Origin of the sequence: Pseudarthrobacter humi (assembly GCF_024294965.1) — a bacterium.
Classification (GTDB): domain Bacteria; phylum Actinomycetota; class Actinomycetes; order Actinomycetales; family Micrococcaceae; genus Arthrobacter; species Arthrobacter humi.
This window is the reverse complement of record NZ_JANCLV010000008.1, coordinates 1-22,663: the sequence shown is the minus strand read 5'-3', so window position 1 is coordinate 22,663 and position 22,663 is coordinate 1. Positions and strand designations below refer to the sequence as shown.

At 66.2% G+C, this 22,663-nt stretch carries 18 protein-coding genes and 1 rRNA gene; 8 read left to right on the top strand and 11 right to left on the bottom strand.

The genetic code is table 11. The features are described from left to right. From NFC73_RS12745 to NFC73_RS12720, 6 genes are all read right to left on the bottom strand, one after another. A complete protein-coding gene (locus NFC73_RS12745; protein ID WP_254750742.1) occupies positions 1–1,086 on the bottom strand; it encodes a glycoside hydrolase family 130 protein in 1,086 nt (361 codons plus the stop codon). Positions 1,087–1,089: 3 nt separating this feature from the next. Next, positions 1,090–2,022 (bottom strand): carbohydrate ABC transporter permease, encoded by a 933-nt coding sequence (locus NFC73_RS12740; RefSeq protein ID WP_372494650.1) that lies wholly within the window; start codon positions 2,020–2,022, stop codon positions 1,090–1,092. Positions 2,023–2,024: 2 nt separating this feature from the next. After that, positions 2,025–2,990, bottom strand: coding sequence for a carbohydrate ABC transporter permease (locus NFC73_RS12735; protein ID WP_254750740.1), 966 nt, complete (start codon positions 2,988–2,990; stop codon positions 2,025–2,027). Between the two features lie 13 nt (positions 2,991–3,003). After that, positions 3,004–4,311, bottom strand: coding sequence for an extracellular solute-binding protein (locus NFC73_RS12730; protein WP_254750738.1), 1,308 nt, complete (start codon positions 4,309–4,311; stop codon positions 3,004–3,006). Beyond that, entirely contained in the window at positions 4,308–5,411 is a 1,104-nt protein-coding gene (locus NFC73_RS12725) for a LacI family DNA-binding transcriptional regulator (RefSeq protein ID WP_254750736.1), read from the bottom strand. Before NFC73_RS12725 ends, NFC73_RS12730 begins: the two co-directional genes overlap by 4 nt. A gap of 145 nt (positions 5,412–5,556) precedes the next feature. After that, positions 5,557–6,546: an LLM class flavin-dependent oxidoreductase gene (locus tag NFC73_RS12720; protein WP_254750734.1), complete on the bottom strand. Its 990-nt coding sequence runs from the start codon at positions 6,544–6,546 to the stop codon at positions 5,557–5,559. A gap of 272 nt (positions 6,547–6,818) precedes the next feature. Between NFC73_RS12720 and NFC73_RS12715 the strand changes: the two genes are divergently transcribed. The 8 genes from NFC73_RS12715 to NFC73_RS12680 all read left to right on the top strand — a co-directional run bounded on the left by NFC73_RS12715 (position 6,819) and on the right by NFC73_RS12680 (position 16,363). Further along, the gene (locus NFC73_RS12715; protein WP_305884512.1) at positions 6,819–7,091 is read left to right on the top strand and encodes a hypothetical protein; all 273 of its coding nucleotides are present in this window, start codon (positions 6,819–6,821) and stop codon (positions 7,089–7,091) included. An 88-nt stretch (positions 7,092–7,179) separates the two neighbouring features. Then, complete coding sequence (locus tag NFC73_RS12710; RefSeq protein ID WP_254750732.1) at positions 7,180–7,620, top strand: GNAT family N-acetyltransferase; 441 nt, start codon at positions 7,180–7,182, stop codon at positions 7,618–7,620. 119 nt (positions 7,621–7,739) lie between these two features. Further along, positions 7,740–8,366 carry a TetR/AcrR family transcriptional regulator gene (locus NFC73_RS12705; RefSeq protein WP_254750729.1) on the top strand — a complete coding sequence of 209 codons (627 nt, stop codon included), beginning with the start codon at positions 7,740–7,742 and terminating at the stop codon, positions 8,364–8,366. Between the two features lie 98 nt (positions 8,367–8,464). Beyond that, on the top strand, positions 8,465–9,982 hold the full coding sequence (locus NFC73_RS12700; protein WP_254750727.1) for an aldehyde dehydrogenase family protein: 1,518 nt from the start codon (positions 8,465–8,467) through the stop codon (positions 9,980–9,982). Beyond that, positions 9,983–11,626 (top strand): GMC family oxidoreductase, encoded by a 1,644-nt coding sequence (locus tag NFC73_RS12695; protein ID WP_254750725.1) that lies wholly within the window; start codon positions 9,983–9,985, stop codon positions 11,624–11,626. It begins immediately after the preceding gene. A gap of 90 nt (positions 11,627–11,716) precedes the next feature. After that, on the top strand, positions 11,717–13,318 hold the full coding sequence (locus NFC73_RS12690; protein ID WP_254750723.1) for an APC family permease: 1,602 nt from the start codon (positions 11,717–11,719) through the stop codon (positions 13,316–13,318). A 196-nt stretch (positions 13,319–13,514) separates the two neighbouring features. Next, the gene (locus NFC73_RS12685; protein WP_254750721.1) at positions 13,515–15,239 is read left to right on the top strand and encodes a helicase HerA-like domain-containing protein; all 1,725 of its coding nucleotides are present in this window, start codon (positions 13,515–13,517) and stop codon (positions 15,237–15,239) included. A 131-nt stretch (positions 15,240–15,370) separates the two neighbouring features. Then, positions 15,371–16,363 (top strand): hypothetical protein, encoded by a 993-nt coding sequence (locus NFC73_RS12680; RefSeq protein WP_254750966.1) that lies wholly within the window; start codon positions 15,371–15,373, stop codon positions 16,361–16,363. Positions 16,364–16,433: 70 nt separating this feature from the next. Here the strand turns inward: NFC73_RS12680 and NFC73_RS21095 are convergent, their stop codons facing one another. The 5 genes from NFC73_RS21095 to rrf all read right to left on the bottom strand — a co-directional run. Further along, positions 16,434–17,315 carry a type IV toxin-antitoxin system AbiEi family antitoxin domain-containing protein gene (locus NFC73_RS21095; protein ID WP_504967615.1) on the bottom strand — a complete coding sequence of 294 codons (882 nt, stop codon included), beginning with the start codon at positions 17,313–17,315 and terminating at the stop codon, positions 16,434–16,436. 188 nt (positions 17,316–17,503) lie between these two features. Beyond that, positions 17,504–19,600 carry an NHL domain-containing thioredoxin family protein gene (locus NFC73_RS12665; protein ID WP_254750719.1) on the bottom strand — a complete coding sequence of 699 codons (2,097 nt, stop codon included), beginning with the start codon at positions 19,598–19,600 and terminating at the stop codon, positions 17,504–17,506. Beyond that, entirely contained in the window at positions 19,600–21,750 is a 2,151-nt protein-coding gene (locus NFC73_RS12660) for a bifunctional copper resistance protein CopD/cytochrome c oxidase assembly protein (RefSeq protein WP_254750717.1), read from the bottom strand. Before NFC73_RS12660 ends, NFC73_RS12665 begins: the two co-directional genes overlap by 1 nt. Before the next feature lie 118 nt (positions 21,751–21,868). Beyond that, positions 21,869–22,156, bottom strand: coding sequence for an HU family DNA-binding protein (locus NFC73_RS12655; protein WP_056341443.1), 288 nt, complete (start codon positions 22,154–22,156; stop codon positions 21,869–21,871). A 427-nt stretch (positions 22,157–22,583) separates the two neighbouring features. Then, positions 22,584–22,663: ribosomal RNA gene (gene rrf / locus NFC73_RS21085) — 5S ribosomal RNA — on the bottom strand; the annotation flags it as partial.

The window sequence follows — 22,663 nt, the reverse complement described above, 5'->3', positions numbered from 1 at the left end:
TCAGACCCTGTCCAGTTTGGCCACACCGATTTTGGAGTCGGCCATCCCGTAGAACACAAACAGCTGGTCGCCGATTTTTTCGATCGCGGTGGGGAACACCACGTTCGGCACGATCCCGGAAATCTCGTCCTCGGTTTCCGGCGCCAGCAACGGCTTGTCGCTGCGCGCGATGACCTGGGACGGGTCATCCGCGGACAGGATCATGGCCGCGGCGGTGTAGTTGACGTTCTGCTGCTGCTCGAAGGCGGAGGCGGCCATCTTGCCGGCCACGCCGTGGTGGATCAGGAGCCAGCCTTCGTCCACACGGATGGGGGGCGGGCCGCCGCCGATCTTCAGTTCCTCAAACGGGAACTCGCTGAGGGCCACCAGCCGGTGCTTGCCCATGTGCACCAGGTTGCGCAGGTCGCGTTCGACGTCGGCCACGGCAACGTAGGAGATCCAGATGCCGGGGCGGTTGTCCGTGACGCCGGCGGGCAGGTGCTCGCCTTCGCCGGGACGGATCCAGCCCAGGTCCCACATGGGGCGGTGCAGCATGGCGTAGGAGGGCACGCCATCGGGGTCGTTCACCGGCTCCGGGAAGAACACCGCGTCCTTGTTCGGGAACAGGTTCAGGTCCATGGAGAGATCGGCCTGGTACTCGAAGAAGCACGGGCCAAGGCGGTCCCAGTTCCGGAGGTCCTCGGAGTGGGCGAAGGCGAGGCGGGGACCCAGCGGGCCGTAGGCCACGTAGGTCATGAGGTGCTTGCCAAGGGCGGGCACCCAGGTGGTGCGCGGATCCTCGGTGCCGGCATTGTTCATGCCACGTTCCCAGCCCTCGTCCGGGGCCAGGACAACACCCTCGCGTTCCACGCCGGTGGGCACGCCGTCGTCGTTGATGACCACTTTGGCGAGGCCCACGCGGGACACGTTGCCCGTGGCCACCAGCCGCGGCAGCAGGTACAGCTCGCCGTCCGGGCCGCGGCCGCTGGCGGGGTTGAGGACGCCCTCGGCCTCGAAGTCGTTGCCGGGCTCGGGGGTCATGATGACGCCGGCGCGGGTGAGGGTGAACGGGACAGTGGGGAGTGCGGAAGTGTGGGGGGAAGTCATTGATTAGCCCTTTACGCTGGAACCGATATTGGTGGAAATGAACTGGCGCTGGAAGAAAATGAACAGCGCGACGGCGGGCGCCGCCAGGACGCAGGCACCGGCAAGGATGGCACCGAACGGGTTGCCGGCCTGGCCGGCGATGTTGGAGATGAAGTTGGCCAGGGACACGGCCAGGGGCTGCAGGGACTGTTCCTTGGTGACCAGGAACGGCCACAGGAACTCGTTCCACGGTCCGATGAAGGTCAGCAGCACCGCGGTGACGATGGCCGGACGGACCAGCGGGATGGCGATCTGCCACAGGATCCGAAGCTCCGAGGCGCCATCGATCCGGGCCGCCTCAAACAGGGTTGAGGGCAGCTGGAGGAAGTACTGGCGGAACACAAACACCGCCGTGGAGTTGATGGCGAACGGCAGGATCATGCCCAGGAAGCTGTCCGCCAGGCCGTAGTCGCGCACGATCATGACGTAGAGCGGGATGAGCAGCAGCTGGAACGGGATCATCTGCACCAGCAGCATCATGCCGAACACCACGCCGCGGCCGCGGAACTTCATCTGTGCCAGGGCGTAGCCCACCAGCAATCCGAAGACCACCGTGAAGAAGATGACGCCGCCGGTGAAGATGCCCGAATTGAGCAAGCCGCGGAACAGGTTGATGGACTCGTTGATCTGCACATAGTTGGCCCCGGTGATGTTGGCCGGATTGGGGAACGCGCCGAAAATCGACGTGTCCGGGGCAGCCTGCAGCGATCCGATGAGCATGTAGTAGAACGGGAAGAGGAACACGAACGCGCCCACAGCCAGCAGGATGAAGCTGCCGACGCCCAGGTTGCGGCGTTTCTCGACGCCCGAGTCGGGACGCAGGACGGGTTCCGCTTGCTCGGGGAGCCGCCTCGCGTCGTCGTCGTTCTTGGCGTTTTGTGCGTTGGTGACGGACATTCTCAGTCCTCCTTCCCGCCCACGAGGCGTTTCTGGATCAGCGCGATCAGCAGGACGCCGATCACCAGGACCACGCCCAGTGCGGCCGCGACATCGGGGTTGCCTTGCAGGAGGCCCCGCTGGTACATGATGAACACCGGGGAGGCCGAGGCTCCGTCCGGGCCGCCGCCGCCGGTCAGCAGGTACGGCTCGGTGAAGAGGTTTGCGCCGGTGATGGTGGCCAGCAGCGTGACCAGGACGCTGGCGGGCCGGACGCCGGGAACTGTGATGTTCCAGAACTGGACCCACTTGTTGCCGCCGTCCACGGACGCTGATTCATACAGCTCGTCGGGGATGTTCTGCAGCGCCGCGAGGTACAGCAGGATGAAGAATCCCAGCTGTTTCCACGTCACGTACAGGGCCACGGTGGGCATGGCCAGCCACGAATTCACCAGCCAGGACGGGGCCGGCGCCAGCGGCCCCAGCAGCGTGTTCAGCAGCCCGTTTTGTTGGAAGAGGAACAGCCAGACCCCGACGACGGCGACGCTCGCCGTCACGTACGGGACGTAGTAGCTGAGGCGGAAGAACGTCTTGAGCCGGGTCACGCGGTTCAGCGCGTTGGCCAGCAGCAGGGACAGGCCCACCGTTAACGGGACGTTGATGATCATGAAAACGCCGATGTTAAGGAACGAGCGCTGCACCGCGGGGTCGGACAGGACAGTGATGTAGTTTTCGAACCCTACAAACGGCCGCTCCACCTTGACCCGCGGTGCCGTGAAGAAGAAATCGTGGAAGGAGATGTAGACGGCGTAGCCGAGCGGGAACGCCAGGACAGCCAGCACGTAGATGACGTAGGGGGCGCTGAACAGCAGGCCCAGCGGCTGGGGGCCCAGGAAGTTCTTACGCTTCCTGGGCACCAGCCGCCGGTCCGCCGTTCCACCAGCCGGTTTCCCCGTGACGGGGTTCCCACTAGAAGAGCGGAGTGACATGGGGGGGTCACCGCTACTTCTGGGCTACCAGTTGGTTGATCTTGTCGGCCGCGGCCTTGAACGAGGTGTCGATGCTTTCGTTCCCGAAGATGACGGCCTTCGCATAGGCGGTGCGGAAGGTCTGCCAGACTTCAACCGAGTTGGAGACGTTGGGGACCTCCACGGTCCGCGCAGCCTGAGCGGCGAACTGGGTGTACGCCGGGTTCTTGGCGAAGTAGTCCGCGTAGACCGTGGGAAGGTCCTTGCGCATGGGCATCTGGCCGGTGTCGGTCAGCAGCTTGCCGTCCTGCTCCTGGCTGGTGGCGAACTTCATGACCTCCCAGGCGGTGCCCTGGTTCTCGCAGGCGGAGTACATGGCCACGTTCTTGGCGTCGGAGAAGGTTGACGTATCAGCCTTGGCCGCGGCCGCGGGGACCGGGACTGCGCCCCAGTTCACCTTGTCCTTGTAGGCGGCGATGGCCCACGGACCGGCCATGGACATGGCGGCCTTGCCTTCGGCGAACGAATCGCCCTGGTAGACCTCCTTGGAGGCCAGGTTCTCCTTGTAGAGCGTCTCGAACATGGTGGCCACCTGCTTGCCCTCCTCGCTGTCGAACGTGGCCTTGCCGTCCTTCACCAGCGGGGTGCCGTCGGAGTTGGCTGCATAGAAGGAGTAGAAATCGAACCAGGACTGGAAGAAGTCACTGGCCGGTGAGGGCCACATGGCGTTGCTGGCCGCACCTGAGGACACCAGGGTCCGGGCAGTGTCCAGCAGTTCCTGGTGGGTCCCCAGCTTCGGGTTTTCCGGATCCAGCCCTGCCTTGGCAAAAATGTCCTTGTTGTAGAAGAGGACTACGGGGTTGGACTTCCACGGCAGCTGGTACATCTTGCCGTCCGCGGACTTGTACTGGTCGGCCAGGTCGCCGGTGCGGTCCTTGATGTACTGGAGCCCGTCCGGGAACTCATCCAGGGCCACCAAACCACCTTGCTTCTGGAACTGGGGAACTGCCACCGGCGCGGTGTTGAAGACCAGGCAGGGCGCGTTGCCGGCCGTGATGGCTGCGCCGATGACCTCCTCGGAGCTCTTGCCGGCAGGGATCTCCTGCGCATCGATCTTCTGGTCCGGGTGGGCGGAGTTCCAGGACTCCACCATGGCCTTGCCCCACTTAACCTCGAACTCATTGTTGGAGTACCAGATCTTGATGGGGCCCTTGGCAGTGGTGGCGGAGCCGGAACCGCCGTCGCCACCACCTCCGCTGCCGCCGCAGGCAGCAAGGCCCGCGCCCATGACGGTGAGGGCGGCCACTGACAATATTCGCGTGGCTTTGGTAAAGCGCTTCATTGCGACTCCTTGGTACTGGTCCCGGTGGGGATCTGCGACGGGTTGGTGTGCTTTTTTGCTTGCTTGGGGGCTGGCTTGGTGGTTGGGGATGGGGCGGGGCCGGTGGAGGCGCGGACCAGCAGGGAGGGTGCCTGCAGTTCCGTATCGTGGCCGGAGTGCGTGCCGTTGAGCTGGTCCAGGAGGGCCTGCGCGGCAACTCTGCCCCAGCGCATGGGGTCAGTGGCGATCGTGGTGAGGGGCGGGTTGAGGTACTGGGTGAACTCGGCGTTGTCGTAGCCGGTGATGGACAGATCTCCCGGAACGCTCAGGCCCTGGGACTGGGCGAAGGACTGGCCGGACGTCGCCATGAGGTCGTTCGCATAGACAATCGCGGTGGGGCGGTCCGGCCGGCGGAGCAGTTCCGCGGTGGCGGCCACTCCGCCGAGCGCCGTGAAATCAGCCTCCGCGAACAGATCCACTGCCAGGCCTGCGGCGGCCATGGCCGCTTCCCAGGCCCGGCGGCGGCTGCGGCCATGGATGTATTCCTGGGCGCCGCCCACATGGCCGATCCGGATGTGGCCCAGGGCAAGAAGATGTTCGACGGCGGCCGTGATGCCGTCCGTGTCATCCATGGACACCGCGGGGAAGGGTGAGTCCGAATCCGGCCTGTTGAGCGTCACGGCCGGCAGCTTGAGCTCGCGCAACAGGCCGATCCGGGAATCGTTGTGCCGCACGTCGGTCAGGATCACGCCGTCCACGCGGCCGCCGTCGGCAAGTTTGCGGTACGCCCGTTCTTCGGCGCCGGGGGCGGTGGCAACGCTCAGGACCAGCGTGTAGTCATGCTCCGCGAGGGTGGTTTCGATTCCCGCAATGAATGCCGGGAAGAACGGATCCGTGCCGAGGAGCTTCGGATCGCGGGCCACCACCAGGCCCAGCGCGTAGGCCTTCGCGGAGGACAGGCCCTTGGCGCGGAGGCTCGGCTTCCAGCCAAGCTCTTTGGCGACCTGGAGGATCCGGCCCCGGGTGGCGTCGCTGACGCCGGGCTGGTTGTTCAGCGCATACGAGACAGCACCTTTGCTGACGCCGGCCGCATGGGCGACGTCACTGATGGTTACTGCCATGATGTGGGACCCTTCAGGTTTCGGGTCCCGTGACTCACGCCACTGAACCGGTTCAGTAGACTCTACTAAACCGGTTCAGCTGAGGGATGTCAAGGGCCAGCCGCCACATTGGTGGGCATGTCCCCGTTTGCCGATGGCGCCGGACCTAGACCCGGGCCAGCCCGGCAACCTTCGCCAGCAGCTCCACGGAGCGGATCCTGGCCTCGGTGCCTGTGTTCTGGTGCGCCACGATGAGCTCGTCGGCGTCGGAGTGCTTGGCGAACTCCTCGAGGTAGTCGTTCACCACGTCCGGGGTGCCGATGGCCGAGTACGTCATCATCTGCGAGACGTGCTGGCCCTGCGGGGAGTCCAGGATCATGTCCGCTTCGTCGTCGGTGAATTCGCGCCCGCCGCCGAAGAACAGACCGACGCGGGCGCGCAGGGTGGCCCGGAATGCCGCTTGCGCCTCGGCCGCCGTATCCGCGGCCACTACGTTGACGCCGGCGATCACGTGCGGGGCATCGAGCTGCGCCGACGGCTGGAATTCGTTGCGGTAGAGCGCCACGGCATCATGCAGGGCATTGGGGGCGAAGTGCGAGGCGAAGGCGTACGGCAGGCCCAGTTGGGCTGCAAGGCGGGCGCCGAACAGCGACGATCCGAGGATGTACAGCGGGACGTTGGTGCCCTTGCCGGGTGTGGCCTCCACGCCCTGGATCCGAGTGGGACCGGTCAGGTAGCCCTGCAGCTCCAGGACGTCCTGGGGGAAAGTGTCGGCGGACAGGGGGTCCCGGCGCAGCGCGCGCATGGTGTTCTGGTCGCTGCCGGGCGCGCGGCCCAGGCCAAGGTCGATCCGGCCCGGGTGCAGCGTTTCCAGGGTGCCGAACTGCTCGGCGATGGTCAGCGGCGAGTGGTTGGGCAGCATGACGCCGCCGGCGCCGAGCCTGATGGTCTTGGTATGGGCGGCCACGTGGGCGATCAGCACGCTGGTGGCCGATGACGCGATGGCGGACATGTTGTGGTGCTCGGCGTACCAGATCCGTCGGTAGCCAAGTTCCTCTGCGCGCTGTGCCATGGCCACACTGCCCGCGAAACTTTCCGCCGCCGTCTGGCCTTTGCCGATAGTTGCCAGGTCAAGGATGGAGAGGGGAAGCGTCACGTCGGTGCCGGCCTTTCAATGCGTTGCGTAGGGTGGCCGGCCGGGTCGCGGCGGGCACACTCTGGACAACGACGGCGGCACCCGGGTTATTTCTGGCGGCCGCGGTGGGATGGACCACAACCCCGTTTGTGACCGCCGCGGACGCACGGTTAACGGCCGTTACGCCCTGCATCCCCGGTTCGGCGGCCTTTGATCCCGCACCAGCGGTCCCGAATGGTTGCTGCCAAGAACACCGTTCTGTTCGGCAATTCAGCAATTTTTGAGGGGTACTCATGGCGAAATTCAGGGCAAGGCAGGCTGCCGGCGCAGCCGTCGCAATCACCACACTTCTGGCGCTTGCCGCCTGCTCGGACCCGGGCGCGACGGCGGCGACAGCACCGTCGTCGCGCTCTACGGCGAGCGCGGCGGGCAAGACGTTCAACCTGGCCCCGGAGCAGAACCGCGTCAAAGTGGCCGTGGCCGCGAAAGCTGCCGCGCTGGTCCCGGACGCCAACACAGAAGGGCAATGGCCTGGCCGTTGCTGCCCTGCTGCCCTGCTGCCCTGAACACTCTCATCAAGGATTCTTTCGTGTCCGCAAATGTCCGGCGCCACGAAAATTTGCGACGCCCTGACCCGCCCCATTGAATAGTGGAATGCCCAACTCGTATCAGCTCCGTCCCAGCCTCGATACTGACGGCCCGTGGATCGCCGAGCTCCGCGCCGTCGTGATGCGTCCGGACCTTGAGCGGCTGGGCCGCTTTGACCCGGTTCGCGTGCGCGAGCGCTTCCTCAACGGGTTCCAGCCGGAGCACACCTTCGTCGTCGAGGTGGCGGGGCAGACTGCGGGCGTGATTGCTGTCCGCCCGGAGCCCGACGCACAGTGGATCGAACACTTTTACCTGGCCCCGGAGCACCAGGGAAAGGGCCTCGGCGGCGCCGTGCTCCGGCAGGCCATGGACGGGTCCCGGGACCACCGGCCCTTCCGCCTGAACGTCCTCCAGGGCAGTGCCGCTCGGCGGCTGTATGAGCGGCACGGTTTTGTCCTGGAACACCAGGACCCAGTGGATGTGTTCATGGTGGCACCGGTCCCTTAACATCGAGTGCTCCTTGGGGTAGATGCCGCGTTCCTGGAGTTCCGGGACCAGGTGGTTGACGATGTCGTCCGCCCGTCCCGGAAGTGCACTCGTAGCGGGTTTGGCAATAGTCTGGCCAGATGGGGACAAAGACCGTGAACTCCGGCGAACAGGTTGACAGGCAGTCGCGCATTCTCGAGGCTGCGCTCGATCTGCTGTCGCGCCACGGCATCTCCGGCGTGAGCATGCGTGCCGTGGCGCGCGAAGCCGGCGTCGCACTGGGCCTGGTGAACTACTACTACGACGATAAAACGAGCCTCATCCGTGCGGCCCTGCACCGCGTGGACGAGCAGGACCTCCAACTGGTGGCCCAGGACCCATCGCTAACGCCGGACGAACAGCTCCGCGAGGCCCTGCGGCGGGTTGCCGGCGCCGAGCTGCTGACCACCCGGTACCTGTCCCTGCGCCTGCACCTGTGGGCCCTCGCCCAAGCCGATGAAGGCTATGCCGAGATCAACGCCGCAGCCTTCGACCGGTACCTCGACGGCGTTGCCGCACTGGTATCCAACGCCAAACCCGAGCTCGCATGGGAGGAATGCCGGGAGCGGGCAGCGGACATCGTCGTCATACAGAACGGCATGTGGCTGACGTCGCTGCTGGGCGTGGACAACGCCTCCATTCAGCGCAGCATCGCCCGCACGGAGGAGATCGCCTTCGCCCCGAGCCGCAGGAGTACCAGCGGGGACGCAGTACTCAGGGAACTCTAAAACACACGCCGCACGGCGATGCAGTAGCACGCGTCACACTTGAACGAGTGTTCAAGAAACTATTGAACACTCGTTCAACTTCAATTACTGTCCTCCGTATGACTTACGCCACAACGCCTCATGACGTGACAGCATCCACCCTCTTCATCAACGGCTCGTGGGAGCCGGCCGCTTCCGGCGCGGTGCGCCACATCCACAATCCCGCTGACGGAGAGCTGGCCGCCACCGTGTCAGAGGCCGGCCGGCAAGATGCCGAGCGTGCCATCGCCGCAGCCCGGGCGGCCTTCGACTCCGGCGTCTGGGCTTCGGTACCGGCACCCGAGCGCGGCACTTTCCTGCTCAAGGTCGCCTCCGAACTGCGCCAACGCCGGGAAAAGTTCGCCCGCGCCGAGTCGCTGGACACCGGCAAGCGGATCGCCGAAAGCCGCATCGACATGGACGACATCGCTGCCTGCTTCGAGTACTTCGGCAGGCTGGCCGGGCAGCAGGCGGGCCGCATGGTCGACGCCGGGAACCCCGCCGTCGTCAGCAAAATCGTCTACGAACCCGTGGGCGTCTGCGGCCTCATCACGCCGTGGAACTACCCCCTGCTCCAGGCTGCGTGGAAGATCGCACCCGCTCTGGCCGCGGGCTGCACCTTCGTGCTTAAGCCCTCCGAACTGACCCCGTCCACCGCCATCCTGGCCATGCAGCTGCTGCAGGACCTCGGCCTGCCGGACGGCGTCGCCAACCTCGTGACCGGAGCCGGCGCGGAGGCCGGGGCGCCGCTCTCGGAACACCCCGCCGTCGACCTCGTTTCCTTCACCGGCGGGCTGGAAACCGGCAAGCGGATCGCGGCCGCCGCCGCCGGCACCGTCAAGAAGGTTGCGCTGGAGCTTGGCGGCAAGAACCCCAACGTGGTGTTCGCGGACGCGGACTTCGATGCCGCCGTCGACAATGCCCTGAACGGCGCCTTCGTCCACTCCGGGCAGGTCTGCTCCGCCGGGGCGCGGCTGGTGGTGGAGGAATCCATCGCGGATCGCTTCGTGGACGAGCTGGTCCGGCGCGCACAGGACATCAAGCTTGGCGGCCCGTTCGACGAGGCTGCAGAAACCGGGCCTCTCATTTCCGCGGCCCACCGCGCCAAAGTCGACGCGTATGTCCAGCGCGGCATCCAGGAGGGGGCGCGGCTGCGGTGCGGTGGCGCGGCACCTGTTGGGGAAAGGTTCGACGCCGGCTTCTACTACCAGCCGACAGTCTTGGACCGCGTCCAAAGGGGAATGTCCGTGGTCATCGACGAAGCGTTCGGCCCGGTAGTGACCGTGGAGACGTTCCGCACCGAGGACGAGGCCGTGGCCACTGCCAACGACACCATCTACGGCCTGGCCGGCGCGGTCTGGACCCAGGATGCCGGCAAGGCGCAGCGTGTGGCATCACGGCTGCGGCACGGCACGGTCTGGATCAACGACTACCACCCCTATCTCCCCCAGGCCGAGTGGGGCGGTTTCGGCCAGTCCGGCGTCGGCCGCGAGCTGGGCCCCACCGGCCTCGCGGAGTACCAGGAAGCCAAGCACATCTACCAGAACACCAGCCCCCAGGTCACCGGCTGGTTTGCTGACCACGGCAAGGAGAACTAGATGCATTACGGCAATATCGACGACGTCACCGAGCGCGGGTTCGACTATGTCGTCATCGGCGGCGGATCCGCCGGAGCCGCTGTGGCCGCCCGGCTGAGCGAGGATCCGGACGTGACCGTGGCCCTCGTGGAGGCCGGCCCGGACGACCGCAACATCCCCGAGATCCTGCAGCTGGACCGCTGGATGGAGCTGCTCGAATCCGGCTACGACTGGGACTACCCGGTGGAACCGCAGGAGAACGGCAACTCCTCCATGCGCCATGCCCGTGCCAAAGTCATGGGCGGCTGCTCCAGCCACAACTCCTGCATCGCTTTCTGGGCCCCGCGCGAGGACCTGGACGAGTGGGAGTCCAAGTACGGCGCCACCGGCTGGAATGCCGAGGCCGCCTGGCCGCTCTACCAGCGGCTGGAAACCAACGAGGACGCCGGGCCGGACGCGTCCCACCACGGGGACTCAGGCCCCGTGCACCTGATGAACGTGCCCCCGGTGGATCCCGCCGGCGTCGCGCTCCTCGATGCCTGCGAACAGGCTGGCATTCCCCGCGCCGAATTCAACACCGGGACCACCGTGGTCAACGGCGCCAACTTTTTCCAGATCAACCGCAGGGCGGACGGCACCCGCTCCTCCAGCTCCGTCTCCTATATCCACCCCATCATGGAGCGCGAAAACTTCACCCTGCTGACCGGCCTGCGCGCCCGCCAGCTGGTGTTCGACGCGGACAAGCGCTGCACCGGCGTGGACGTGGTGGACTCGGCCTTCGGCCGGACCCACCGGCTCTCCGCGCACCGCGAGGTCATCCTGTCCACCGGCGCCATCGATTCGCCCAAGCTGCTGATGCTCTCCGGCATCGGCCCGGCAGCGCACCTCGCCCAGCACGGGATCGAGGTCCTGGTGGACTCCCCCGGCGTGGGTGAGCACCTGCAGGACCACCCCGAAGGCGTCGTGCAGTTCGAGGCCAAACAGCCGATGGTGCAGACGTCCACGCAGTGGTGGGAGATCGGCATCTTCACCCCCACCGAGGATGGCCTGGACCGCCCGGACCTGATGATGCACTACGGTTCCGTCCCGTTCGACATGAACACCCTGCGGCACGGCTACCCCACCACGGAGAACGGCTTCAGCCTCACCCCGAACGTCACGCACGCCCGTTCCCGCGGCACCGTCCGGCTGCGCAGCCGCGACTTCCGGGACAAGCCGATGGTGGATCCGCGCTACTTCACGGACCCCGACGGCCACGACATGCGCGTCATGGTGGCCGGCATCCGCAAGGCCCGTGAGATCGCCGGTCAGCCCGCCATGGCGGAATGGACCGGCAGGGAACTCTCGCCCGGCATCGAGGCACAGACCGACGAGGAGCTGCGGGAGTACATCCGCAAGACCCACAACACCGTCTACCACCCGGTGGGCACCGTCCGGATGGGCCCTTCCGACGACGACATGTCACCGCTGGATCCCGAGCTGCGGGTCAAAGGCGTCACCGGCTTGCGCGTGGCCGACGCGTCGGTCATGCCGGAACACATCACCGTCAACCCCAACATCACCGTCATGATGATCGGCGAGCGCTGCGCGGACCTCATCCGCGGCAGCCGGTCCGGCGAAACCATGACCTCAGGAGAAATGGAGCTCACCGCGTCCCTCGCCTAAGCGGCAAGGTCCCGGCGGCAGGGCATCGACCTTCCATGCGCCACGGCCGGCCGGTCATCACTATCGTGCTTTTCTGATTTAGGAGTCCACATGGCGGAACCCAGCAAGAGTATTGATTCAAGCGGCATGGACGAGTTTGGTTATACGCAGACCCTGGACCGGAGCATCGGCAAGTTTGCCAGCTTCGCGGCAGGTGTCAGCTACATCTCCATCCTCACTGGTGTTTTTCAACTGTTCTACTTTGGCTTTTCCATGGCCGGCCCGGCGTACGCGTGGTCCTGGCCCCTCGTCTTCGCAGGCCAGCTGATGGTGGCCCTGTGTTTCGCCGAACTGGCGGGCCGCTACCCGGTGGCCGGATCGGTCTACAACTGGGCTAAGCGGCTCACCTCCGGGACCTGGTCCTGGCTGGCGGGCTGGCTGCTGCTCATCTCGTCCATCGTGGCGCTCGGCGCCGTGGCCCTGGCCCTGCAGCTCACCCTTCCGCAGCTCTGGTCAGGCTTCCAGATCATCGGCGACGGAACGGGCACCTACGACTTCGCCCTCAACGGCGTGCTGCTGGCGAGCATCATGATTTCCATCTCCACCCTCATCAACGCCTTCGGCGTGAAGCTGATGACGAGGATCAACAGCATCGGCGTCTTCGTTGAACTGACCGCGGCCGTGCTGCTGATCCTGGCGCTGGGGTGGCACGTTGTGCGGGGGCCTGAGGTCTTCTTCGACACTGCCGGCTTCGGGGAAGGCCACGACCTCGGCTTCTTCGGTGTGTTCCTTATCGGGGCCATGGCCTCCGGCTACGTGATGTATGGCTTCGACACCGCCAGCTCCCTGGGTGAAGAAACGAAGGACCCCAAACGCACGGCGCCCAAAGCCATCCTGCGTGCCATCACGGCATCCTTCGTGCTGGGCGGGCTGATCCTGCTCTTTGGCATCCTCGCCGCTCCGGACCTGGCCGACCCCAAGCTCGGGGCGGCCGACGGCGGGCTGCAGTACCTGGTGCTCTCCGTCCTTGGGGGGCCCTTCGGCAAGGCATTCCTCGCCTGCATCGTGGTGGCCGTGGTGGTCTGCACGCTCGCCGTCCACGCCGCCGCGATCCGTATGATGTTCGCCATGGCACGGGACAACAACCTGCCGTTCAGCCGGCAGCTCGGCAAGGTGGATCCGGTCCGGCGGACTCCCACCGTCGCTGCCATCGTGATCGGCGTTATGGCCGTCATCCCGCTGCTGGTCAACGTGATGCAGCCGGCAATCTTCACCATCATGTCCAGCATCAGCATCGTCCTGATCTATCTGTCCTACCTGCTGGTCACTGTTCCCTTGCTGCGCAACCGGCTCCTGAAGAAGTGGCCGCTTGCCGACGACGGCTCCGAGCCCGGCTTCAGCCTGGGCACGTGGGGACTGCCCGTGAACATCCTCGCGGTCCTGTGGGGCGGTGCCATGACGGTGAACCTGGTGTGGCCGCGCCAGGAGATCTACAACTCGGTGCCGCCGTTCGAGTGGTACCTGCAGTGGGGCGGAGTGCTCTTCGTGGCAGCGGTCGCCGGCGGCGGGGCCCTGCTGTACCGCCTGAAGATCCGCCATCAGACGGGCGTGCTGCCCGAGCACGCCGTGGCCGTCGCAGCCCATCCGTCGTCGGGCTCCGCCCGCCAGGAAGCATCCGCCGAAGCCACCGTAGCGGACGCCACAATACGCTAGACGGCGCTCTCCCTTCGTCGGCCCCTCCAAGGAGGCTGCAGCGTAGGTTACGGAACCAGGGACGCAGCCACCCGCCGGGCGGTCCGCGCTCATAACGCGCGGACCGCTTCAACGGCGTCCTCAGCAGTACGCACGGGCATTTCCAGTCCACCGGCGTTCACCAAGAACTTCCCGGCGGCCCCGCTAAGCTAGCGGCATGGCCAACAAAACCACTGCAGAAAAGCTTGCCACCATCCAGAAGGGCTACACCCTGGAAGGTGCCACCATCGAGCTGGGTGCCGCCATTGTGGACGGAGAACTTCACAAGGAAGCCCAGGTCCGGCTGCCGCTGGCCATGATGAACAGGCACGGCCTGGTGGCCGGCGCCACCGGCACCGGCAAGACCGTCACGCTGCACATGATGGCCGAGCAGCTGTGCGCGGCCGGGGTTCCCGTGTTCCTCGCGGACATCAAGGGTGACCTGTCCGGCCTGGCCACGGCGGCGGCCGGCAGTGAGAAGCTGAAGGCGCGCACCGACAGCATCGGCCAGGCGTGGGCCGGTAAGACGTTCCCGGTGGAGTTCCTGGCCCTGGGCGGCGACGGCAACGGCATTCCCGTCCGTGCCACCATCACGTCGTTCGGCCCCATCCTGCTCTCGCGCGTGATGGAGCTCAACGACACCCAGGAATCCAGCCTGCAGCTGGTCTTCCACTTTGCGGACAAAAACAACCTCGAGCTGATCGACCTCAAGGACCTCCGCGCGGTCATCCAGTTCCTCACCTCGGACGAGGGCAAGGACGAGCTGGAGGAACTGGGCGGCCTGTCCAAGGCCACCGCCGGCGTCATCCTCCGCGAACTGGTGAACCTCGAAGCGCAGGGCCTGGAACGGTTTTTCGGCGAGCCTGAGTTCGACACCGCCGAGCTGCTCCGGACGGCCCCGGACGGGCGCGGCGTTATCACCTGCCTGGAGCTGCCCACGCTGCAGACCAAGCCGATGCTGTTCTCGACCTTCCTGATGTGGCTGCTGGCGGACCTGTTCGAGGACCTCCCCGAAGCCGGCGACCTGGACAAGCCCAAGCTGGTGTTCTTCCTCGATGAGGCCCACCTGCTGTTCAACGGCGCGTCCAAGGCCTTCCTGAACGCCATCACCACCACGGTTCGGCTGATCCGTTCCAAGGGTGTGGGGATCTTCTTCGTCACCCAGACCCCCAAGGACGTCCCCGCCGACGTCCTGGGCCAGCTGGCCAACCGCATCCAGCACGCCCTCCGCGCCTTCACTCCGGAGGACGCCAAGGCCCTGAAAGCCACCGTGTCCACGTTCCCGATGAGCGATTATGACCTCGAGGAGACCCTCACGTCCGCGGGGATCGGCGAGGCCGTCATTACGGTCATGAATGAGAAGGGCGCCCCGACGCCGGTTGCCCACACCCGCCTGCGCGCCCCGGAATCCGTCATGGGCCCCAGCACTGAGGAGCTCATCAAGAGCACCGTGGGCGGGTCCGCGTTGCTGCCCAAGTACGGGACCGCCGTGGACAACGTGTCCGCCTACGAGAAGCTCACCGGCAAGGGCGCGGCGCCCACCGGCGGAGCCGCCCCGGGTGAGCCGCCGGTTCCGGGGGCTTCCGGGCAACCAGGTTCAGTTCACTCAGGTTCGGGGCAGGCCGACGTCGACGCCGAGGCCCGCAGGATCGAGGAGGAGATCCTGGGCCGGCCCAGCAGCCGTCCTGCGCCCGCGCCGGATCGTGCCGGTACTGATACGCCGTCGCGACGTGCACCGGAACCTGCCGCCCCGGCCGGCGGCGGGATGGTGGGCGACCTCACCGGAGCACTCGGCGGCGCACTGGGCGGCGGGCTGAAGAGCATGGTCCGTTCCATGGGCACGCAGCTCGGCCGGGAACTGCTCCGCGGCGTCTTCGGCACCTCGTCCCGGCGCCGCCGGTAGGCAAAAACCGGACGATGTCCCGCCCTGGGCTTCCCGCCGTCGGGCATCAGGAAAGCCGCCGCGCCCCGCTACACGGGGCGGCGGCGACACCTGTATTCAGCGGGCTTGCAGGTAACGTAAGTGAAGTGCAGATGAGTCAGGCGTTGGTGAGGATGGCAGCAGGGTGGCTGCTTGGCCTCATGCTTGCCGTGGCCGCGGCCGTCGTTGGGGTCAACGTGGTGAACAATACGGTGGCGAGTCCACAGCAGCCTGTCCGGGAGTATCTGGACGCCCTCCACGAGGGCGACGGCGGCAAGGCGCTGGGTCTGTTGCGGGCCACCGTGCCGCCCAGCAACGCCGCCATGCTCGATGGCACAGCACTGCAGACGGCCTCTTCCCGGCTGGCGAACGTCAGCATCGGCGATGCCGAGGAACGCTCCGGCAACCAGGTCATGGTGCCCGTGCAGTACACGATCGATGGCAGCAGGCTTCGCACCGAGTTCCTGCTGGAGAAGACCGGCACCGAATGGCTGTTCTTTAACACGTGGGCGTTTGTGCCGTCGCAGCTGCCCACGGTGGGCGTGACAGTGGTGAATGCCAGCGAAGCCAACCTCAACGGCGTGCCGGTGAACATGCCCCAAGGCAGGAATTCGTTCGCCGTGTTCTATCCGGGCGAATACGAAGCATCCCTTAACGGTGAATACTTTGCCGCGCCCGCCACACGTGCCACGGTCACATCCCGTGATGTCCCGGCGGCTCCGTTGAACCTGCTGACCGAGGCCACCGACCAGCTGCAGAAGGATGTGGGCGCGAAGGTCAAGGAATTTCTGGACACCTGCGCCGCCGAAGCCGTGAAGCAGCAAAAGCTGCAGCCGGACTGCCCGTTCTACTTCGCCAGCACCAACAATGTGGACGACGGCACCATCAAGTGGACCATCACGGAGTACCCGGAGATATCCATCGAGCCCTTTGGCGGCCGCTGGGTGGTTGCTCCCCTCGACGGGAAGGCCAAGGTGGAGGCCGTCCAGCAGAGTTCCTTCACGGGCGCCTGGTCCCCGCTCAACGCAGAGGTGGACTTCAGCTTCACCACCCGCCTGGACGTCGCCGGCGACACCATCAGGGTCACCCCGCTCCTGAGTTACTAACTCCCTCCCCCGGCCCGCGGGCTCCGTCCGCTGGCCGCACTGGCCCATTTTTGGCTGGGAGGTTGTTGCATCACCAGCCGCTCCGGACATGGTTGCGTTGAAAACTGGGCTGGTTCGGTTGTGGCCATCGCAGCGAACCCCTCGCCAGCACCTCCCGGACCTGCACTAGGACCGTTTCGGGCGCGTGGACCACATCATCGTAGAAGAACCTGAGCACGGGCAGTCCCTGAAGTGTTGCCGAGTTGTCCCTGCGACGGTCCTTCTTAAATTGCCGCGTTCCGAGGTGGAAGGCGAGCCCGTCAATTTCCACAATGAGGAAACCCTCCAAGAGGAAGTCCACCCGCCCAATGCCGTCAATCCAGACCTGGGTCTCAGTGGAAATGCCTGCGTCTCTGAACAGCACTCTGGCCAAGGACTCAAGGAGTGAATCGGCGCCCCGGTCAACCTTGGACAGCACGTGCCGCGCCTTGCCTGAACGGTTGCCGGTCAGGTGGCGGAGAAGAAAGGCGGGGTCGATGTCACCCCGGTTGTAGGCACATTCCACCATGACCAAGGATTCGAGTTCCGGCAGGCACAGCAGCGCATGCAGCAGTACATCCGGGAGTGCTGCAAGAGTCCCGTGGTGGGGTGGTTGCGTCAGCGCAAGACGATGGCTGACACACCGGGCGGCGTTTCTACCGTTGCTTTGCCAATAGTGAGGCCGCGCGGGGGGACGAAGCTGCCAGAGCCCGAACATTGGGGCCGCCGACACGCATGTCAGGAGCCCGCGGGCGCGTCCTGCGGCCACCAACTCCGGATCAGCGCCCGGGACGGACAGAAGCCCTCGCTCCAGACGGTCCACATCCCCGCTCCGTACCGCCCTCCGGATGCTTGTTTGCGTTGCACCTGCGGCCAGCACATCCCGGGTGAGCAGCACTCCTCCGGCCGACCGTAGGATCTCCGTTGCGTCCATAAGTCCACCATGTCGGCCGCCCAAGCCTGCCGACAGGGCCGAAACGGGCTATGTGGACAAGACAGCCCTGGACGGGCACGCACGCTGGCCCAGTTTTGCGCCCAGCAGTGACAGAACTGGCCCGGTTCCCAACCACCAAGGGTCGAAAGCCGGGCCAGTTCAGCGCCTGGTTACCGCGGCGGCGGTGATCAGTCCATTCCGCGCAGGTCCAGGACCAACTCGGTGTCGCCGTCGTCCGTCAGCAACACGGGGATGCCCCAGTCCTGCTGGTACAGGTGGCAGGCGGCGTGGTCCGGGATCTCGCCGTCCGCATCCTCCGGGCCGTCACAGGCCGCGGCCCGGGCGGTGATGTGAAGGATGCCCTCCGGAATGTCGGAAGCGAGTTCCAGCGTCCGCAGCAGGCCCACAGAGGTTCCTCCACCGGCCACAAGCAGCTCCGGCGGAGTAGAGGAGATCTTCATCTGCGTGGGGTCGCCCCAGCGGTCGTCGAGCTTCTGCCCGGTGGGCGCGGTGAAGCGCACGGTGAGCTCGAGCAGTCCGGGGGCTACGGGGCTCTTGGGCCGGTGGGTCTGCGAGGCGCCCTCGTCCACCTGCTGGGCTTCCTTGGGGATGGGTACGTAGACCAGCTGGTGCTGGTTGGCCTCAACCACTACGAGCAGCGGCTCGGAGCCTGCGGCGTGCGTGTGGTCCACAATCACGTCGGAGGGTTCCGAGAGTCCGCGGGCGAGCGTGGATACGGTCCCGGTGGCGGGGTCGTAGCGCCGCACAGCACCGTTGTAGGTGTCGGCGATGGCAACGGAGCCGTCGGGCAGGACCGTGACGCCGAGGGGGTGCTGGAGGCGTGCCTCGGATCCGGGGCCGTCGCGGAAGCCGAAGTCGAACAGGCCCTTGCCCACAGCAGTCACCACGGTGACCGTGCCGCCGGCGTCAATGACCAGCTTGCGGATGGCGGAGGTTTCGGAGTCCGCCACCCAGATGTTGCCGTCGGCGTCCTCGGCCAGGCCGGACGGCTGAGCGAACCAGGCCTCGTGGGCGGGCCCGTCCAGGAGACCCTCAAGACCGTTGCCGGCAATAATTGCCACGGCGCCGGTGACGGGGTCGAAGCTGAAGATCTGGTGCGTGCCGGCCATGGCGATCACCACGGCGTTGAGCTTGGTGGACCAGACGACGTCCCACGGCGAGCTGAGGGACACCTCCAGCGGGTGCTCGCTGAGCTGACCCGTGAAACCAGCCGCGTCCTCGTCCACGCGGGCGGGGCCGGTTTCCAGGAGGCGCTGCACGCCGTTGCCAACAATCGTTGTGGCCTTGCCGTCCGTGAGCGAGAGTCCCCGGAGGCGGTGGTTGACCGAGTCTGCAATGACGACGTCGTAGCCCGCCTTCGCTGCCACGTCTTCCGGAAGCAGCACAAGGCCCTGCGGCTCGTTGAACCGTGCGGTGGGCTCGACGGAGTCCACGGCGGCGGCCGGGCCGTCAGCGTGGCCTCGGGTCCCGGAGCCGTAGGTGCGCAGCACCGTCTGGAAGTCGTTGCCCAGTTCCACGAGGCGGTGGTGCCCGGTGTCGGTTACCAGCCAGGAACCGTCGGTGGCTGTATCAGCGGCGGCGGGAGTCCCGCCGTCGGACGTTCCCTGCGCGCCTGAACCTTGGGCGCCTGAACCGGGCCGGGTGGAACCGGGTCCGGCGGAACCGCGCCCGGCGGAACCGCGCCCGGCGGAACCGCGCCCGGCGGGCAGGAACAGAGCCTTCCCGGGGAAGCGCAGCGTGCCCGAGGTGGCTTCCGGCGCCACGTACGGGCCGGAACCGCGGTGCAGCGTGCCTTTGGCCTCGTGCTCGGCGATCAGTTCGGGGATAAGCACGGCCAGGCCGTCGGCGTGGCCTTCACCGGACAGGTGCGCCACGATGTAGCCCTCGGGGTCGATGACCACCAGGGTGGGCCAGGCACGCGCCGTGTACGCCTTCCAGGTCTCCAGCTCGGGGTCGTCCAGGACGGGGTGGTGGATCTCGTAGCGTTCCACGGCGGCGGCCAGGGCCACGGGATCTGCTTCGTGCTCAAACTTGGGCGAGTGGACGCCCACGGTGACCAGTACGTCGGAGAACTGTTCCTCGAGCGGACGCAGTTCATCGAGGACGTGCAGGCAGTTGATGCAGCAGAAAGTCCAGAAGTCGAGCAGCACGATCTTGCCGCGCAGGGCTTCGAGGTCCAGCGATTTGCCGCCGGTGTTGAGCCAGTTGCGGCCCACCAGTTCGGAGGCGCGGACCCGGTGTTGGGTGCGTACGGTTTCGCTCATCAGCGTCCTTCCAGCTTTGAGTTGCGTTCAGCCAGTCTGGCATCGCGTTCAGCCAATTTGGCAAACATATCGTTGTAAGCAGTGAGATCGGCGTCGTTATTCCTGTCCGCTGCCCGATCGGTGCGCTTGGACTCCCGGGCATCGGACCGGGACCACATGATGGCGACGCCGATGGCCACCAGGAGGGTGGGCACTTCGCCGATGCCCCAGGCCACGGCCCCGCCCATTTGCTGGTCCAGGAGGGCGGACGGCCCCCAGGCCCGGCCAAGGTTGCCGAAGTAGTCGGCCGCCAGCAGGCTGGTGCCGCCCATGATCGCGACGCCGAAGAACGCGTGGAAGCCCATGGTCGCCAGCAGCAGGAGCAGGCGCATGGGATACGGTGCGCGGCGGGGCAGCGGGTCGGTGCCGATCATGGTCAGGATGAAGATGTAACCCGTAAGCGTGAAGTGCAGGATCATCAGTTCGTGGCCCACGTGGTCCCGCATGGCAAAGCCGAACGCGTCCGAGTAGTAGAACAGCACGATGGAGCCCGCGAAATTGGCAGCCGCGAAGATTGGGTGCGTGACCAGTTGGGAGAACTTGGAGTGGATAAACACGAGCAGCCACTCGCGCGCCCCCCGGGTGCCGTCGCCGCGGGCAGGCAACGCCCGCAGGGCCAGCGTCACCGGGGCGCCGAGCACCAGGAAGATGGGGGCCACCATGGTCAGCGCCATGTGGTCCACCATGTGTGCGGAGAAGAGGATCCTGCCATAGACCGACGGCGGCCCTGACGTGATGAAGGTCAGCACCAGGAGGCCGATTACCCAGTTCACGGCGCGGAACCACTGCCACGTGTCGCCGCGTCGAAGCACCTTGGCGACGCCCAGGAAGTACGCCACCAGCCCGAAGAGCACCACGGCCACCCAGAGCCAGTCAAAACGCCACTCCGTCAGCCAGCGTTCCGGCGTCAGTTCAGGCGGCAGCTCGTAGCCCGTGAGGATGAAGGCCGGCGACGCGTCCGGTGCAAACGTGGTGGGCTGCGGCGGTGCCGACCGGCTCAAGGCCACGGCGATGCCGGAGGTGGCTCCCATAACCAGGAGTTCCACAAGCACCAGCTGCCACAGCACACGGCGTGAGGACATGGCCGAGCCTTTGCGGCCAAGCTGGGGGATGACCCATTGCCGGTGCATCAAACCGATGCCGCCAAGGACCAGGGTGGCTGCCGATTTCGCGAGGATCAGCTGGCCGTAGGGGGAACCAAGAAGGTCACCCCAGTTGGTGATGCGGATGCTGGCATTGATGACGCCGGAGGCAAAGACGAGCACAAACGCAAAGCCAGCCAGCGAAGAGAACCGCCGCAGCGTCGGTTCGGTGATGTCGCCGGCGGTCCCGGGCTTCGAGCCGGTCAGGATTCCGGAGAGCAGCGCCAGGACGATGATGCCGCCAACCCACGCGCTGACGCCCACGAGGTGCAGGCCCAGGGAGTTGATGGCGCCTTCGTGGTCCGACGAGCTTGAGGAGTGGCCGATCAGGGCGGCGGGAACCAGCCCGGCCAGCGCCAGGATCAGCGTGAGGGCAAGTCCGCCCAGGGATCTGACACCGAACAGCGCCGTGGTCACCACGGCCGCGATGATGGTCACACTCAACCATGCCCGGCCGGTATCGATGTCCGTCATGAAGTACACCAGGGCGCGGGTGAACTCGGCGTCCCCGCCGACGGCCTGGCCCGCAACGTCCGAGTAGGTGAGGACCAGCACGGCCACCGCCGACAGCGTCCAGGCAGCACCCGCAGCGGCAGCAATGGCCAGGGCACGGGCGAACGCCGGATGTTCCGGAGCGTCGCCGGGGTGGGTCCGGGACCGGGGACCCGCAGTTCTGGGGAGGATGCCGACGGCGAAGATCAGTCCGCCGATCACCGTCGCCAGTGCCACGTTGTGGATGGCCTTGCTGACCGGAAGCCCCCAGCGGACCAGTGCCCCCGGGTCAGAGACCTCACGGGCCGCGGCGGCGCCGGAGAAAAGGAGTGCCGCCGTCAGTCCCAGGAAGAGGGCTGCAAGGCCCGCGAGCTGCCACGGCCGGGAAATCCCCACGACGCCGCCAGCCCTGGCCGGGGCGCCCCTGTCGGGGCCTGGCTGGGGTGCTGCGGGACGGGATTTTGCTGCAGAAGGCACCTATCCATTGTCCGCTACGGGTGCCCGCGCGGCGAATCGGATTAAAGCAGAATCGGCTTAAAGCAAAGGAGCGGCAACCCTGAGGTTGCCGCTCCTTTGCTGCTGTTGCTGAAGAAGACTACTTCTTCTTGGCGACTGCAGCCTTCAGCTTGGAGCCGGCGGTCAGCTTGACGCTGTGGCCTGCCGCGATCTGGATGGTCTCGCCGGTCTGCGGGTTGCGGCCGGTGCGTGCTGCACGGTCGGTGCGCTCAACTGCGAGCCAGCCCGGGATGGTGATCTTCTCGCCGGCGGCGACGGAAGTCTCGAATACCTCGAACAGTGCATCGAGGACGGAGTTGACGGCTGCCTGGCTGGTGCCGGCCTTGCCTGCTACCTCTGAAACAAGTTCACTACGGTTCTTAGCCATTGATGTCCTCCTGGACGGTCACGATTTCTGGAGCCTGAACGCGGCATGCGTGCAAGCCACTGTTCGAAAACTTACCAGCTTGGGCCCGCGAGGTCCGCAAATTCCGCGTGTTTCCGCCATTTTTTGACTAAAATCACCGGTTTTCCGGGGAATTGCGGGGGAATTGCGCCCTCAGCGGACGCTCTCGCAGTTCCTGCAGTGCTCCGCTGGGTGCTCTCTGAGTTCGTGCGACATTCAGCCGAACGCTCTGCCACTTCGGGTGCCGGGGTTTGTGTGATGCACGACGGCGGCGGTGTGGTGGGTGCCGTGTGTTCGGTGGGGTGCCGGGGTGGAGTGTCGAATTTCACTGCCGGGGTGCCGGGGGTGGTGGTTAAAAGGGAGTGCCCCCCCAACCTGGTGGTTGGGGGGCTCTCGACCTGTAATGATGTTCCGGCGGTGACCTACTCTCCCACACCCTCCCGGGTGCAGTACCATCGGCGCTGTGGGTCTTAGCTTCCGGGTTCGGAA

Excerpts from the sequence above, each read along its gene's own strand:
- NFC73_RS12715 (WP_305884512.1), top strand. The coding sequence starts at position 6,819 with ATGGCGAAATTCAGGGCAAGGCAGGCTGCCGGCGCAGCCGTCGCAATC.
- NFC73_RS12745 (WP_254750742.1), bottom strand. The coding sequence starts at position 1,086 with ATGACTTCCCCCCACACTTCCGCACTCCCCACTGTCCCGTTCACCCTC.
- NFC73_RS12730 (WP_254750738.1), bottom strand. The coding sequence starts at position 4,311 with ATGAAGCGCTTTACCAAAGCCACGCGAATATTGTCAGTGGCCGCCCTC.
- NFC73_RS12700 (WP_254750727.1), top strand. The coding sequence starts at position 8,465 with ATGACTTACGCCACAACGCCTCATGACGTGACAGCATCCACCCTCTTC.
- NFC73_RS12735 (WP_254750740.1), bottom strand. The coding sequence starts at position 2,990 with ATGTCACTCCGCTCTTCTAGTGGGAACCCCGTCACGGGGAAACCGGCT.
- NFC73_RS21095 (WP_504967615.1), bottom strand. The coding sequence starts at position 17,315 with ATGGACGCAACGGAGATCCTACGGTCGGCCGGAGGAGTGCTGCTCACC.
- NFC73_RS12690 (WP_254750723.1), top strand. The coding sequence starts at position 11,717 with ATGGCGGAACCCAGCAAGAGTATTGATTCAAGCGGCATGGACGAGTTT.
- NFC73_RS12725 (WP_254750736.1), bottom strand. The coding sequence starts at position 5,411 with ATGGCAGTAACCATCAGTGACGTCGCCCATGCGGCCGGCGTCAGCAAA.
- NFC73_RS12655 (WP_056341443.1), bottom strand. The coding sequence starts at position 22,156 with ATGGCTAAGAACCGTAGTGAACTTGTTTCAGAGGTAGCAGGCAAGGCC.
- NFC73_RS12705 (WP_254750729.1), top strand. The coding sequence starts at position 7,740 with ATGGGGACAAAGACCGTGAACTCCGGCGAACAGGTTGACAGGCAGTCG.
- NFC73_RS12680 (WP_254750966.1), top strand. The coding sequence starts at position 15,371 with ATGAGTCAGGCGTTGGTGAGGATGGCAGCAGGGTGGCTGCTTGGCCTC.
- NFC73_RS12685 (WP_254750721.1), top strand. The coding sequence starts at position 13,515 with ATGGCCAACAAAACCACTGCAGAAAAGCTTGCCACCATCCAGAAGGGC.
- NFC73_RS12695 (WP_254750725.1), top strand. The coding sequence starts at position 9,983 with ATGCATTACGGCAATATCGACGACGTCACCGAGCGCGGGTTCGACTAT.
- NFC73_RS12665 (WP_254750719.1), bottom strand. The coding sequence starts at position 19,600 with ATGAGCGAAACCGTACGCACCCAACACCGGGTCCGCGCCTCCGAACTG.
- NFC73_RS12740 (WP_372494650.1), bottom strand. The coding sequence starts at position 2,022 with ATGTCCGTCACCAACGCACAAAACGCCAAGAACGACGACGACGCGAGG.
- NFC73_RS12710 (WP_254750732.1), top strand. The coding sequence starts at position 7,180 with ATGCCCAACTCGTATCAGCTCCGTCCCAGCCTCGATACTGACGGCCCG.